Origin of the sequence: Nocardia sp. XZ_19_369, from assembly GCF_015355715.1 — a bacterium.
In the GTDB taxonomy this organism is placed as follows: domain Bacteria; phylum Actinomycetota; class Actinomycetes; order Mycobacteriales; family Mycobacteriaceae; genus Nocardia.
Genome location: NZ_JACVED010000003.1, coordinates 442,715 through 457,162 on the forward strand (window position 1 = coordinate 442,715; position 14,448 = coordinate 457,162).

General features: G+C 66.9%; 8 protein-coding genes. 4 read left to right on the forward strand and 4 right to left on the reverse strand.

Annotation, left to right across the window (positions count from 1 at the left end; all coding sequences use genetic code 11):
- Positions 1 to 3 precede the first annotated feature (3 nt).
- Positions 4 to 5,037 carry a non-ribosomal peptide synthetase gene (locus IBX18_RS13550; protein ID WP_194834040.1) on the forward strand — a complete coding sequence of 1,678 codons (5,034 nt, stop codon included), beginning with the start codon at positions 4 to 6 and terminating at the stop codon, positions 5,035 to 5,037.
- 149 nt (positions 5,038 to 5,186) lie between these two features.
- Positions 5,187 to 6,281 carry an MAB_1171c family putative transporter gene (locus tag IBX18_RS13555; protein ID WP_194834041.1) on the forward strand — a complete coding sequence of 365 codons (1,095 nt, stop codon included), beginning with the start codon at positions 5,187 to 5,189 and terminating at the stop codon, positions 6,279 to 6,281.
- Here IBX18_RS13555 and IBX18_RS13560 read toward each other — a convergent pair.
- Together IBX18_RS13560 and IBX18_RS13565 are read right to left on the reverse strand one after the other, a co-directional pair.
- Positions 6,250 to 7,602 (reverse strand): SagB family peptide dehydrogenase, encoded by a 1,353-nt coding sequence (locus tag IBX18_RS13560; protein WP_194834042.1) that lies wholly within the window; start codon positions 7,600 to 7,602, stop codon positions 6,250 to 6,252. The genes IBX18_RS13555 and IBX18_RS13560 overlap by 32 nt on opposite strands.
- A gap of 45 nt (positions 7,603 to 7,647) precedes the next feature.
- Positions 7,648 to 8,628: an ABC transporter substrate-binding protein gene (locus IBX18_RS13565; RefSeq protein WP_194834043.1), complete on the reverse strand. Its 981-nt coding sequence runs from the start codon at positions 8,626 to 8,628 to the stop codon at positions 7,648 to 7,650.
- Positions 8,629 to 8,793: 165 nt separating this feature from the next.
- Between IBX18_RS13565 and IBX18_RS13570 the strand changes: the two genes are divergently transcribed.
- Together IBX18_RS13570 and IBX18_RS13575 are read left to right on the forward strand one after the other, a co-directional pair.
- Positions 8,794 to 10,578, forward strand: a complete 1,785-nt coding sequence (locus IBX18_RS13570; RefSeq protein ID WP_194834044.1) for an MFS transporter — start codon at positions 8,794 to 8,796, stop codon at positions 10,576 to 10,578.
- Positions 10,579 to 10,622: 44 nt separating this feature from the next.
- On the forward strand, positions 10,623 to 11,720 hold the full coding sequence (locus IBX18_RS13575; RefSeq protein ID WP_194834045.1) for an MAB_1171c family putative transporter: 1,098 nt from the start codon (positions 10,623 to 10,625) through the stop codon (positions 11,718 to 11,720).
- Positions 11,721 to 11,786: 66 nt separating this feature from the next.
- Here the strand turns inward: IBX18_RS13575 and IBX18_RS13580 are convergent, their stop codons facing one another.
- The gene (locus tag IBX18_RS13580; RefSeq protein ID WP_194834046.1) at positions 11,787 to 12,218 is read right to left on the reverse strand and encodes a nuclear transport factor 2 family protein; all 432 of its coding nucleotides are present in this window, start codon (positions 12,216 to 12,218) and stop codon (positions 11,787 to 11,789) included.
- A gap of 115 nt (positions 12,219 to 12,333) precedes the next feature.
- Positions 12,334 to 14,373 carry a M13 family metallopeptidase gene (locus tag IBX18_RS13585; RefSeq protein ID WP_194834047.1) on the reverse strand — a complete coding sequence of 680 codons (2,040 nt, stop codon included), beginning with the start codon at positions 14,371 to 14,373 and terminating at the stop codon, positions 12,334 to 12,336.
- Positions 14,374 to 14,448 lie beyond the last annotated feature (75 nt).

Genomic DNA, 14,448 nt, shown 5'->3' on the forward strand with positions numbered 1-14,448 from the left:
GCTATGTCAGACGAAATCCTCGCTCGCCGCAAGCAGTTGCTCCAGCAACGATTGCGGGAACGCGCCTTGGCGACGACTCCCGCCGCAGAATCGGTCAGGCGCGCGGGCGAGCCTGGTCCGCTTTCGCCTGCGCAGCAACGGATGTGGTTCTTGCAGACGGTCGAACCGGATGACACCACGCTGAATGTGTGCGTCGGTTACCGTCTCAATGGTCCGCTCGATGTTGCACGCTTGCGTACGGCCTTCGACACCGTCGTCGCACGGCACGAAATCCTGCGCACCACTTACCATGTCGGCGCCGACGGTATTCCGTACCAGGTTTCGCACGCCGTCGCCGAGACGACCTGGCAGCACCACGATCTCAGCGACCTTCCCGAGGACGGCAGGCGCAGACGGCTCGAGGTGTTGTCCAAGCGGGAATTCGCGCGCCCGTTCGACCTGACCGCCGACGTGCCGCTGCGCGTGACGCTGGTGCGCACCGGCCCGACCGAACACGTGCTGGTGCTGGTGATCCACCACATCGGCTGGGACGATGACTCCTGGCCGGTCTTCTTCGCCGAGCTGAACGCCGCCTATCGCGGCGGCGTCCTGCCCGGGATCCGTTCCCAGTATGCCGATGTGGCACTCACCGAACGGGCCGCCGACGACGCGGCCGATCTGGCGTACTGGCGCACCACGCTGACCCCCGCGCCGGAGCGCCTCGAACTGCCCGGCGCGCGGGCAGCCGACGGCGCGACGCGCGCCGCGGGCAAGTGTGTGCTTCCGCTGTCCGCGGAATTGCTCGAGCTGGTCGCGAGGCTCGGCCGCGAGCACTCGGCGACCTCGTTCACGGTGCTACTCGCCGTGTTTCAGGCGCTGGTTCAGCGATACACGGCCGCAACGGATTTCCTGGTCGCGGTGCCGGTGACCGATCGCCGTGGCCGCGGCGCCGAGGCGCTCATCGGGTACTTCGGCAATACCCTGCTGGTGCGCGCGGCGCCGTCGCCTGCGCAAACCTTTGCGGACCTGTTGGATTCGACCAGAGACGCCTGCTTCGACGCATTCGCACACCAGGGTGTCGGCGTCGAGCGCGTGGTCCGCGAAGTGAGTCCCGACCGGGTCGGCGGGCGTGACGGCCTCGCCCAATTGGTGCAGCTGAGTTTCAGCGTGCGTGGCGGGGCGAACGGCTTCGACCTGCCCGGGATCGACGCCACCGAACTGCCGTGGGACAGCTCGGTCGCGCAGGAAACTCTCGGCCTGATGGTGGTCCTCGACGAGGCGGGCGCACACGTGGCGGCCACCTATCTCGTCGACGAGCTGGACCGAGCGCTCGTGGCTCAGCTGTTGCGGCACTATCTCCGGCTGCTCGATCGCGTGGTCCGCGATCCGCACCGCCCGCTGCGCGATATGGACATGCTCGGCCCCGATGATCGGGCTGCCATTCTCGCCGCGTCGCACGGACCGCTCATCGACGCACCCGCGACCACGCTGGTCGAGCTGGTGCGACGGCAGGCAGCGGCGACGCCGGACCGGGTCGCGGTGCTGTCGGACACCGAGGAGCTCACCTACCGTGCGCTGCGCCAGCGCACCAATCGTCTTGCGCACTGGCTCATTCGGCGCGGTATCGGGCCCGAACAGCTGGTGGCGCTGCGGATGGCGAACTCCGTCGAGTTCATCGTCGCCAGCCTCGCGGTGCTCGAAGCCGGTGCCGCGTACCTTCCGATCGACCCGGCCTACCCCGAGGACCGGATCGACTATCTGTTGTCGGATGCGCGGCCGACGCTGTCGCTGAATGCCGTCGATGTCGCGGCGGCCGAAGCCGAAGCGGGCGAGTTACCGGATGCCGATCCGACGGATGCCGATCGGTTGGCGCCGCTGCGCCCATCGAATCTCGCCTATGTCATCTACACCTCGGGCTCGACCGGCAAGCCGAAGGGCGTGCCGGTCTCGCACGCGGCGATCGCCGACCATCTCGTGTGTTTCGCCGCCGACTGGGACGCGAGCGTGCCGGAGCGGGCGCTGCAGGCGACCTCCGTGAGTTTCGACGCGTCGCTGCCCGAGCTCTTCCTGCCGTTGATCGCGGGCGCGAGCATCGTCGTCCCGAAAGCCAATCCCTACCGCGACATTCCGTATGTCACCGAATTGATCGCGCGGCACGGCATCACCGTGCTACAGATGGTGCCCTCGCTGCTGTCGGCCCTGCTGATGCTGCCCGAATCGAACGACTGGCGCGCGCTGCGGCACGTACCGATCGGCGGTGAGGCGCTGCCCGGTGAGCTCGCCGACCGGTTCGCCGCGCAATTCGACGCCGAAATGCGCAACCACTACGGGCCGACCGAAGCGGTCGTCTGCTCGACCTCGATGCCGGTCGACGGCCCACAGGGTGCCGGGATAGTGCCGATCGGATATCCGAACCGCAACGTCTACGTCTATCTGCTCGACGAATCGATGCGGTTGGTGCCGCCCGGGGTGGTCGGCGAGATCTATCTCGGCGGTCGGCAGCTCGCGCGGGGCTACCTGGACCGGCCCGCGCTGACCGCGGAGCGATTCGTCGCCGATCCGTTCCTGGCCGGGGAAAGGTTGTATCGCACCGGCGATCTCGCCAGGCGCACCGCCGAAGGCGAGATCGAATTCATCGGGCGCGCCGACGAGCAGGTGAAGGTGCGCGGCTTTCGGATCGAACTCGGTGAGGTGGAGGCGGCGATCACCGATCACCCCACCGTCGCACAGTGTGTCGCGATCGTCACCGAGCACGACACGCTGGGGCCGCTCCTCACGGCCTATCTCGTACCGGAACCTGGTAGCGACATCGATCCGCGACAGGTGCGCGCCGCCGTCGCAGCCGCGCTGCCGGAGCACATGGTGCCTGCCGCGTTCGCCGTGCTCGACGAGGTGCCGTTGAGCGCGCACGGCAAACTCGATCGCCGGGCGCTTCCCGAGCCGGAACTGGTGTTGACCCGCAGCTACCGAGCGCCCGAGTCGCCCATCGAGGTTCGAGTGGCCGCGCTGTACGGCGAGATGTTCGACGTCGACCGAGTGGGTGCCGACGACTCCTTCTTCGAGCTCGGTGGCCACTCCCTGCTGGCCGTCCGGCTGGTCACGGTGGTGCGCGCCGCCTTCGGCGTCGAGATCGACGTGCGCGCGCCATTCGACGCGCCGACGGTCGCGGAGCTGGCCGCACACCTGGTCGAGCGTTATCGCGATCAGCACGGTGCAGATCTCGATGACGCGGCAGTGCTGCGCCGCAGCGCGGTCGCGCCTGCTTCGACGCTCGGTGCACAGCCACGGCCCGAACGCGTTCCGCTGTCGTACTCGCAGCGGGCGCTGTGGCTGCGGCGGCAACTGCAAGGTGCGTTCGAGTGGGAGAACTTCCGGTTCGCCATCCGAATCGACGGGCCGATCGACACCGGCATGCTCATCGCGGCGGTCGGTGACGTCATTACCCGGCACGACGCGCTGCGCACAGTCTTTCCGGAACACGAGGGGACGCCGTACCAATGGGTGCGGGAAGCGGTCGAAGTGCCGGTGCCGACTGTCGTGCTCGACGGCGCGCCGGACCAGATCGCGGCTCGGCTGGCGGATGCGCTGGCCGCCGATGCCGCGCACGTCTTCGACCTTGCCGGCGACTCGCTGATCCGGCCTCGGTTGTTCGAGCTGGGACCCGAGACACACGTGCTGTCGGTGCTGATGCATCACCTGATCACCGACCGCGAATCCTGCCGGATCTTCATCGAAGATCTCATCCTGGCCTACCGCGCCCGGCTGGGTGGCGCCGCTCCCGACTGGCCCGCGCTCGGCCTGCAATTTCCCGATTTCGCGAGCTGGCAGCGACAGACCTTCGACCGTAACCCCGGCCGCGACGAGCTCGGCGATTACGGTCGGGCCCAGCTCGACTACTGGCGTGACGCACTCGCCGGGCTGCCCGTCGAGATTGCGGTGGCACACGATCGTCCGCGGCCCGCTGTCCTCGGCAACACCGGGCTCACCACGACCAGGATCATCCCGGCGGCGACCTGGCACGCCGCGCGCGCACTCGCCGAGTCCTGCGGTGCGACCGAGTTCATGCTGTGCCAGGCGGCCAGTGCGGTGCTGCTGCACACCCTCGGCGGTGGCGACGATGTGCCGATCGGTGCGACCATCGCGAACCGCATCGACGCGCAGGTCGGGCGGCTCGTCGGATTGTTCGCCGACATGGTGGTACTGCGCAACGACCTGTCGGGTGCCCCGACGCTGCGTACCGTGCTCGATCGCGCCCGCGAAACGGCGCTCGGCGCCCTCGCGCACCAGGATGTGCCGTTCGAGCGGATCGTCGAAACACTCGATCCGCCAAGGGCACTGGCTCGCAATCCGTTGTTCCAGGTGATGATGCAGTTCGGGCACCGTCCGCGTCCGGTCGGCTTCGGACCACGCGGCGAGACGACAGTCACCGTGCTCACGCCGCAGTACGACGCGGCCTTCGTCGATGTGCACTTGGATTTCCTGGTCGAACCCACCGGCGCGCTCGCGGTGGGAGTCGTACTCAATGCCGACCTCTACGACGAGGCGACCGGGGCACTGTTCGCCGACACATTGGCGGCGATCATGACCGCGTTCGCGTCCGATGCCGAGGTGTCGCTCAGCGAGCTGGACATCCGGCCGGACGGTTGGGACACCGCGCGCACCGTGGTGCGCCATGCCGCGACCGCGGCGACCGCCGAGGCCGGACCGCCGCGCACAGACACCGAGCGAGTCCTGGTAGCACTGCTCGAAGAATTGCTGGAGATCACCGAGATCGACCGCTCGGACAGCTATTTCGCGCTCGGCGGTGACAGCGTCATCGCGATTCGATTGGCCGCGCGCGCGGCCGAGGCGGGCCTCGCATTGACTCCGCAGCTGGTGTTCGAGCATCCCACCATCGCGGCACTGTCGGCGGCAGTGGACTCGGCGGGCAAGGACTGTTCGGCAACGGAGTCGGTACAACCACGCGTCGAGGAACATCGGCACGAGCCGATGTCGACGTCGGGTCTGTCCGAGGCGGCCCTGGCCGCGTTGCGAAACTCCTGGGCCGCCCAGGGCTGAACGGATCCTGCCGGCTACGCCACAGCCCTGGGCGGGGAGACCCCGTAATATCAGCTCCCGCTGATCAGTCGAACGCGTAGGGAAATGTCGATGTCGTCTCTGGTGCCGACCGAGGTCCCCGCCTCGGCGCGCCGAGCTGGACTGCGGCGATGACTGCGCCCGCACCGATGCCGGTGGTCATCGCGGCAATCGCGGCGTTGTGCGCGGTCACACTGGCTCGATGGCTGCTGGTCGACGCCACGCTCACCGCCCGGCTCGTCACTCGCGCGGCCGCGTGGGTGTCGGTCGGGGCGGTGATGCAGCACTGCGTGCTCGCCGCGGGCCACGAAGCGGCAGCGGTTCAGCTCTACCTGTTCTGCTCGGTGCTGTCGGTTGCCAATATCTACGGGGTGGCAAAGCTTTTCGTCGGCGCCGACCCGGCGGGTACCCACGATCGTCAGCGCCGCTACGACATCATGGCCGTTGTGGGCGGCCTGACGGCGGTGCTGCCCGGTCCGGCGGAAGGTGTTGGCGGAGCGGACTTCTGGGTGTCGACGGTGGTCAGTTGGGCGGTTTTCAATATTCCGTTGCTGGTGGCCGGTGTGCACATCGCGCGGGCCTGTGTGCGCGATATCCGAGCGGAAGCCTCGTTGCTGACCCGGGTTCCGTATCTCGGCCTGCTCATGTTGACGACGGGCTGGTTCGTCGGGGCGGCCCTGATGATGGTGCAGGCCTTCGACGGCAAACCACCCGGCGCCCTCTCGGCCAGGTGGAGTGTGGTGTCGAGCCTGTTCTGTGTGCTGGTGGCGCTCATCATCGCCGTGCCGTTGGCGCACATGATCGCTGCGCGCACCGGATTGGATCGGACCGGTCGACATCTGCGCAGGCTCGCGCTGCTCTGGCGGGATCTCACCACGGCGGTACCCGAGGTGGTGCTGCCCGCGGGTGTCGGCCGTGGCCGTGATCCCGAGTCACGGTTGTACCGGATGCGGGTGGAAATCACCGACGCCTTGCTGCAACTCAGGCCGCATCTATCCGTCGGCGACGGGCCCGAGTCGTCCGTCGAGACCTACGCCACGCAGCTCGCCCTGGCGGCACGAGCCCGAGCCGAGGGGCACCCACCGGTCGGCGCACAGCCGTCGCATCGGCGTCAGATGTCCGCGCGGGACAAGACCTCCGAGCTCGGCCACCTGCTCGACCTGGCCCGCCACTGGCCGAAAGCTCGCGCCTCGGTCAGCGGTCGCGCGCGGGTGAGCCGACAATGATGCTGCCGACCGCGCACTCCACCAGCTCGTCCACGCCCGCCGCGGTGGCGAATGCGGTGGTGTCGCAGCGGCCCTCGGCGCAGGTGCCGAGTCCCATCGCGGCCGCGGCGAGGGAGACGGTCTGCATCACGACTCCGACGCGCTTCAAGATGTCGGCATAGGGCACCTGCTGTGCGGTCCCCGTCCGCGCGGCGAGCAGCAACAGCAGCTGTGATGCGGCGTCATCCGCGCCGGTAGCCGAGAGTGGGCGCAGGAGCCGCTGCACCGCAGGCGAATCCAGGTCGGCCACCGGTCGCAGCACGTGGTCGACGGAGTTGTAGTGGTACATGCCCGGTGTCAGCCCGGCGACCTGCCGCACGATCGGATAGAACTCGAATTCGTACCCGCTGCCGCCGGACGGATCGGAAGGCGCAGCCGATTCCGCACCGGGACCGGCAGTTCGGGTGTGTGCGGTCCGATACAGCAGCTCGGCCAACCTGTTCCGGGTGATCGGGGCGGGAGTATCGGGCGCGCGGTTGGCGTGCAGTTCCTCGAATACCGCGGTCAGCGTCGGATCGGTGGCGCGCAGAGCGGCCAGGTCGGGCGTCGCGAGCGGCACCGGTTCGCCGGGATAATTCGGCTTCCGTGCGGGCGGCTGCGGGAAACTCTGCTCGCCCCACGTCGGGGTGCCGAATGGGGTGGAGCGCTCGCCGAGCGTCCGGCGACGGTGGAACCACAAATCGGCGGCATGCCAGCTGCGTGAGGCGAAGTCCTGCTCCTCGTCGTCCGGATCCGCGACGAGAAATCCACACCAGTGCAGATCCGCCGCGAGCTGGGACTTGATCGAGACCGCTAGCGGCGACTCGGCTGCGCCGAAACCGTCGAGCAGGGAGAGCAGTCTCGGATCGTGGATCCGCACATCGCACCAGGACCGCGGGTGCTCGAGTACGAAGCCGTCCGAATCCCGATGCAGCACGGCGAATTTCGACAGCGTCGCGCGCCACGGCAGCCGGGTGGCGGGCCGCGTGGGCGGCTGCCCGAACGGCCGGATGCTGTACAGATTGCGACCGCCGTCCCGCACGGTGATCGACAGCCAGCCGCCGTCGGTCAGCCGGTCCATCAGCCCGGCGACATCATCGGTACCCGATCCGGCGGACAGTTGCGACACCGTGGCCGGACCCTGATTCAGCGTCCGCAGCGCCTGCAGCTGCCCGCTATCGAGGTCGGAAAGCCGCTCGTTGCGCGGCGGATCGAGCAACACCGCGCCCGCGGCGCTGGTCAGGCACGTGACACCCGCACGCAGCGCGTACCTGGTCTGGTCGGGATATATGACGGCGGACAAAACCGCTGACCTCCGCTTGTCGATCCGATGGTGGGGAAGCGTCGGCTACTTCGCCGCGGCGGCGAAGGCTGGCTCCAGTTTGTTCAGGATGTAGGGCACCGACAGCGCCGTCGGCTGATTGATCGCGCTGATCTCCTGGGTGGTGAGGAACACCACCGAGCCCTTGCGTACCGCGGGCAGGTCGCCGTAGCCGGGCAGCTGGCGATACTTCTCGTCCAGGCCGGGGGAGTAGCCGGCGAGCAGCAGGTCGGCGGTGAGCTTGTCGACGCGCTCCGGTGACAACGCCACTCGTCCACCCTGGTTTCCGGGTAGTTCGGTCAGGTCCTTCGGAATGCCCATGCCCAACTTCGCGAACAGCCTGCTGGATCCGTCATTGGGATCGATGAGCACCATGAGCTGGGCGGCGCTCGCCAACCAGGTGCTGGCGAAGGTTTTGCCCTTCAGTCCGGGATTGGCCTGCGCAATCGCCTCGACCTTCTGGTCGACGTCGGCGATGACCTTCGCGGCAGCGTCCGGTTTACGCAGCACCTTGCCCAGCGCGCTCACCAGGTCCTGCCACGGCGTCACCGTGTTCTTGTCGAGCGCGGGCAGGGTCGGGGCCACCTTGGAGAGCTCGTCGTAGGTCTTCTGATCGGCGACGAACGGATCGGCGAGGATCAGATCCGGCTCCAGTGCCGCCACCTGTTCGGCGATATTGCCAATCGTGTTCAGCGCCTTCGCGGCATCCAGTGTCTTCGGCGCCCACGGCGGTGTGCTCTTGGTCGTCGCCGCGACGTTATCCACGTACCCGACCGGCGTCACACCGAGCGCCAGCGTGGTGTCGAGCCATTGATTGCCGAGGGTGACAATTCTTTTGGGGGTGCCGGGCACCGTGGTCGAGCCGCGTGCGTGCGTGATGGTCACCGGCTCGCCCCCGGCATCCGCGTCGTCGCTCGACGAGCCGCAGGCGGTCAGGCCCAGCGTCAGCGCGGCCGCGACGACGGCAACCGTCGCCTTTGCCCAGCGCGACATCCGAACAGACTCCATCAGTTGGCCCCCTTCGAGGAAGTGCTCCGCCGCGTTCGGTCGAGATACCGCCCGGCAATTCAGCCAAGGCTAACCTATCTAACTCGCGCGCTGGTCGGCCACCTGTTGATAGTTAGATCGGCTAATTATATAGTTTGCCGAGGTAATCATCTGTGAGGGGCTGCCGTGACGACTCCATCCACCGATCTCGACTTCGGCGAGGTCAGCACCGTGCGCCGTAGGGCGCGATACGACCGGGATCACCCCCATTACAAGTGGATCGTGCTGACCAACACCACGCTCGGGGTGCTGCTCACCGCGATCAACTCGTCCATCGTGCTGATCTCGCTGCCCGCGATCTTCCGGGGTATCGGTCTGAACCCGCTCGACGCGGGCAATGTCGGATACCTGCTGTGGATGTTGATGGGTTACCTGCTGGCGACGGCGGTGCTCGTCGTCATGTTCGGCAGGCTCGGCGACCTCTTCGGCCGAGTTCGCGTGTACAACTGGGGTTTTGCTGCCTTCGCTTGCTGCGCGCTGGCACTGTCCTTCGATCCGTTCCACGGTGGCGCCGGTGCGATGTGGATCATCGTCTGGCGCGTGCTCCAGGGCGTCGGCGGCGCGATGTTGACCGCGAACTCGGCCGCGATCCTCACGGATGCCTTCCCGGCCAAGCAGCGCGGTACCGCGCTGGGCATCAACATGGTTGCGGCGGTCGCGGGCTCCTTTCTCGGCCTGCTCATCGGTGGCGTGCTGTCGGAATGGGATTGGCGCGCGGTGTTCTGGGTGAGCGTTCCGATCGGTGTGCTCGGTGCGCTCTGGTCGTACCGCTCGCTGCACGAGGTCGGCGTCCGGTCGGCGGGCAAGCTCGACTGGGCGGGCACCATCACCTTCGGGCTCGGGCTCACCGCGCTGCTCACGGGCATTACCTACGGCATTCAGCCCTACGGCGGCCACGCCACCGGCTGGTCGAGTCCCTGGGTGCTCGGATCGGTGATCGGTGGTATCGCCCTGCTCGGCATGTTCTGTGTGGTGGAGAGCAAGGTCGCCGACCCGATGTTCCATCTCGCGCTGTTCCGCAACCGTGCCTTCGGTCTCGGCAACTTCAGCAATCTGATGGTCTCCATCGGTCGCGGCGGCATGCAGTTCATGTTGATCATTTGGTTGCAGGGCATCTGGTTGCCGTTGCACGGCTACAGCTTCGAGTCGACCCCACTGTGGGCCGGTATCTATCTGTTGCCACTGACCGTAGGATTCCTTGCCGCCGGGCCGATTTCGGGCTGGCTGTCGGATCGCTACGGTTCGCGTCCGTTCACCACCGGCGGCGCGTTGATCGCCGCACTGACCTTCTTGCTGTTGCTGGTCGTCCCCGTCGATTTCAACTATTGGGTGTTCGCCGCGATCATCCTGCTGAACGGCATCGGCAGCGGACTGTTCTTCTCGCCCAACACCGCGGCCATCATGTCCAGCGTGCCCGCCGCACAGCGCGGCGCGGCCTCGGGCATGCGCGGCACGCTGTTCAACGGCGGCAACGCGCTGTCCATGGGCATCTTCTTCTCGCTCATGGTCGTCGGCCTCGCCGCCAGCCTGCCCTCGGCACTGGATGCCGGGCTGCGCGCCCAGGGTGTTTCCGCGGCGGCCGCCGCCGACGTCGCCGGGCTGCCCCCGGTGGCCAGCATGATCGCCGCTTTCCTCGGCTTCAATCCCATCCAGGAATTGCTCGGCCCCACCGGCGAATTGACCAGGCCCGGCGTGCAGGCCGACACCCTCACCGGTCAGGAGTTCTTCCCCCACCTGCTCACCGGTCCTTTCCACACCGGCTTGGTCGTCGTGTTCGTCGTTGCCGCGATCATGATGTTCCTGGCCGCCGCCGCATCGTTCTTCGCGGGCAACAAATACGTGCACGACGAGCAGTCCGAGCTTGCCGAGGCCGAAGAACTCGCACACACCGTCCCCGTTCCCGCGCACTGATCGGCGGTCCCGCTGCTCAGCGGTTGGCTCTAAGCTCGACAGCGATGAGTGACATCCCGTTATGGATCGTGCTGCCGATAGCGGTAATCGGGATCTCCGTGGTCGTCGGCAGGTGGATCCTGGTCAACGAAACGACTCTGGACCGTCGCATCAATTCCGCGCTGAGCTGGTATGTCGGCGCGCTGGCGCTGTATGGCTCGGCGGCCACCCTGCACTTGGACGGGCTTGCGCCCCAACTGTTCCTGGTCGGCGGCGTCCTGGCGGGCGCCAATCTCTATGGTTTCGCGCGGACGCTCGCCGACGGCGACACCGCGGCGGCGCCGCTACGGCAGCGGCGCTACCACGCCCTGGCCGCGGCGGTCGCGATCGCAGTGCTGGTCGGACCGCCGACGTTGTTCACGGTGGTGTGGTTGGGCTGCAATCTGCTGGGGATGGTTTCGGGCCTGTTTGTCGCGCTGGCCTGCGTCCGGGAGCTGCGCACCGCGGGTTCTTCGACCACGGAAAAGCTGGCCTACTGGGGTTTGCTCGTCGTTGTCCTCTACTGGGAACTGACCGGAACCGTCACCATCTGGCGGGCGATGCACGGGAGTGCGCCGCAGAACGCGGGGATCGCGTGGATCGCGGCGGCCGGCGTGGCCTTCGCGATCCTTGCCGGACTGATCGCGGTCCCGCTGGTGCTCGCGATAATGGCGCTGATCGGCTGGGACAGCAGCGGGCGGGCCTGCCGCCGATTGCAACCGCTGTGGCGCGACCTCACCGATGCGATGCCCGAGGTGGTCCTGAGCCAGGAGCAGGCGTCCGAACAGGAATCCGCGCCACGTCTGTATCGCATGACAGTCGAGATCCAAGACGCCGCGCTGCACCTGCGGCCCTATATGCCCGATCTGGGTACCGACCAGGCAATTCGACCGGAGACCAGCGTCGCCGATTACGCACTGCGACTCGCCTACGCGGTCCAGATAAAAGCACGCGGCAACGCGTTCGGCTACGCCGCCGACCCCGAGCGATACGCCATACCGCCCGCGACCGGCGATCGCACGTCTGAGCTGCAGAACCTACTCGAATTCGCCCGCGAGTGGCCGAAGGCCCGCGCCCGAGCAGCCGCCTTCACGTATGTCGATCAGCCGCGACTTCATCCATGAACTGGTCGATGCGGAAAGCGGTTACGGCACAACGACTTCCTTTGCGGAAGCGGCACGGTCCTCTGGCTAGGGCGCACAGGCCGCCGCGATAGCCGCCGTGTCCCAGTAGAACGGATGAACCTCCGCGATCCGGCCGTCGGTGATCGTAATCGCCTGCAGGATAGGGAAAGTGAGCTCGCGGCCGGTTGTGCGGGCGCGGGCGCGGACCAGCGTGTGCACCACCGGTGTTTCGCCGGTTGCCAGGAACTTCTGTTCCAGCAGTTCGAAGATTTCCCAGGTGCGCGCCATTGCGAGGAAGAACTGCTCCATGCCCGCGTGCCCATGCCAAGTTCCGCCGTAAGGCAATCCGGCAGCTTGGTGCAGCACCACATCGGTGGCGAAATACGGGGCGAGTAGGTCGAACGAAGCACTGCCCGGCCCACCCGCCGCCATGTACTGCGCCTCGGCCGCATACATGCTGGTCAACACGGTCATCGGATCAGTGGTGGATCGAGTCATGCGCCCAGTCTGCCCAGGTCCGTCGGCCGGGACCGGCGCTAATCGGACGTCGCTTTCGACGTAGCAGCCCGGGCTTCCCGCACGCTGGGTGCATGCGAGAAGCCGAGGGCTGCGGTCAGAAGGTGACGCGCTGATCCGGTGCCATGAAGAGTTTGTCGCCTTCCTTGACACCGAACGTGCGGTAGAACTCCTCCAGGTTGCGTACGACCTGGTTGCAGCGGAACTCGGCGGGAGAGTGGGTATCCGACGAGAGGTAGCGGACCGTGAGTTCCTCGGTTTGCTTCTCGCGCCAGCTGCGGGCCCAGGACAGGAACATGGTGCGGTAGTCGGGATCGTCTATGCCGCGCCGCTTTTCGGCGATTCGGAACGCGGCCAACGTGATCTGCAAGCCGCGCAGGTCGGCGAGATTTTCACCGACGGTGAGTTCACCGTTGACGTGCTGGCTCGGCTCGAGCCCTTCCGGCACCAATGCGTTGTACTGGTCGACGAGCTGCTTGGCCTTGGCGTCGAAGGCGGCCCGATCTTCAGGGGTCCACCAGTCGCGCCTATTGCCGTCGCCGTCGTATTTCGAGCCCTGGTCGTCGAAGCCGTGGCCGATCTCGTGGCCGATGGTGGCCCCGACGGCGCCGAAGTTGACGGCGGGCTGGGCGTCCTTGTCGAAGAACGGCGGCTGCAGGTAGGCGGCGGGGAAGACGATCTGATTGGAGCTCGCCGAGTAGTAGGCGTTCACCGTCTGCGGCGACATTCCCCATTCGGTCTTGTCGACCGGACCACCGAGCCGGGCGAAGGCGCGCTTGACCTCGAATTCATTGATGGCGAGCAATGATTCGATGAGCTTGCCCTTGGTGATCTTCAGCTTGGAGTAGTCGACCCACTTGTCCGGGTAACCGATCTTGGGATCGATCTTGTCGAGCTTCGCCAGAGACGCCTCCCTGGTCGCGGGCGACATCCAGGACGAGTTGGTGAAGTTCTCCCGATACGCGGCGATGACATCATCGAGCATTTCCTTCGCGCGCTGCTTGGCCGCGGGCGGAAAATACTTCTCCACGTACACTTTTCCGAGCTGCTCGCCGAGTTTCTCGTCGACGATGCCGACACCGTACTTCCAGCGCTCCGGCCGCTCTTCCTGACCGTTGAGCACGCGGCCCTTGAACTCGAAGTTCGCGTCGTTGATCGCCTTCGGCAGGAACGGTGCGAACTCGCGCAGCACGCTCAGCTTCAAATAGTCACGCCACGTGGCGATATCGACCTCGGTCCACAGCTGGCCCGCCGCCGTGATGAAGGACGGCTGGCCGACCACCATGGTGTCGAACAGCTGCTTCGGCCGGTCGGTATTCCCCGCCAGCCACGGGTCCCAGTCGAATCCCGGTGCGAGAGCGACCATGTCTTTCCAGCTGAACAGGTTGTACGTCGCGTCGGCATCGCGGTTGCGCACATTGTCCCAATGCGCGGGCGCGATGCGCTTCTCCAGATCGAACACGCGCTGCGCCATCGCGGCGGGATCGGCGAAACCCGCACCCGCGGCGATACGTTCGAGGAAGACCCGGTATTGCGCGAGCACCTCGGCGTTCTCGGGCTTGCGATAGTACTGCTCGCCGAGCCCGAGCCCGGACTGGCCGACCGAGGGAATGTAGGCGTTGGAGTTCTTCCGGTCCGTGCCGATACCGAGTCCGATCAAGCCGCCGATCGGCAACTCGGCCATCACCTTGGCCAGGTCCGCCTTGGTCGCCGCGCCGTCCACCTTGGCGAACAGCCCGGCCAGCGGGGTCATCCCGAGCCGCTCGATCGTGTCCCAGTCCACCCTGGCGTCGTACAGGTCGCGGATCTGCTGCTCCTCGGAGCCGTCCTTGGGATCCTTGATGCCCTCGACGATCTCGCGCAGTTGCTGCTGGGTGCGTTCGAAGGCCTCACTCGTGGAGCCGAAGGACGTCTTGTCCGGCGGCAACTGGTACTCGCGCAACCACTTCCCGTTGACATGGCGGTACAGATCGTCCTGCGGCCGGATCGCCTCGTCCGCACCACCCATGTCGACGCTGGTGAGCGTCTTACTCGTCTCCTTGGTATCGCTCGCGCAGGACGCGAGCGCGGCAGCGGCCGGCACCGCCCCGAGCGCGATCAGGAAGGCACGACGGTCCAGCTGTCCGAGACGTGTCACGCGGATTCCTCTCCCGATGCGGTCCGCCGCATCTCGTCAGGCGCAATTTGTTCGCCCGAGGCTACCCGCCCGCGG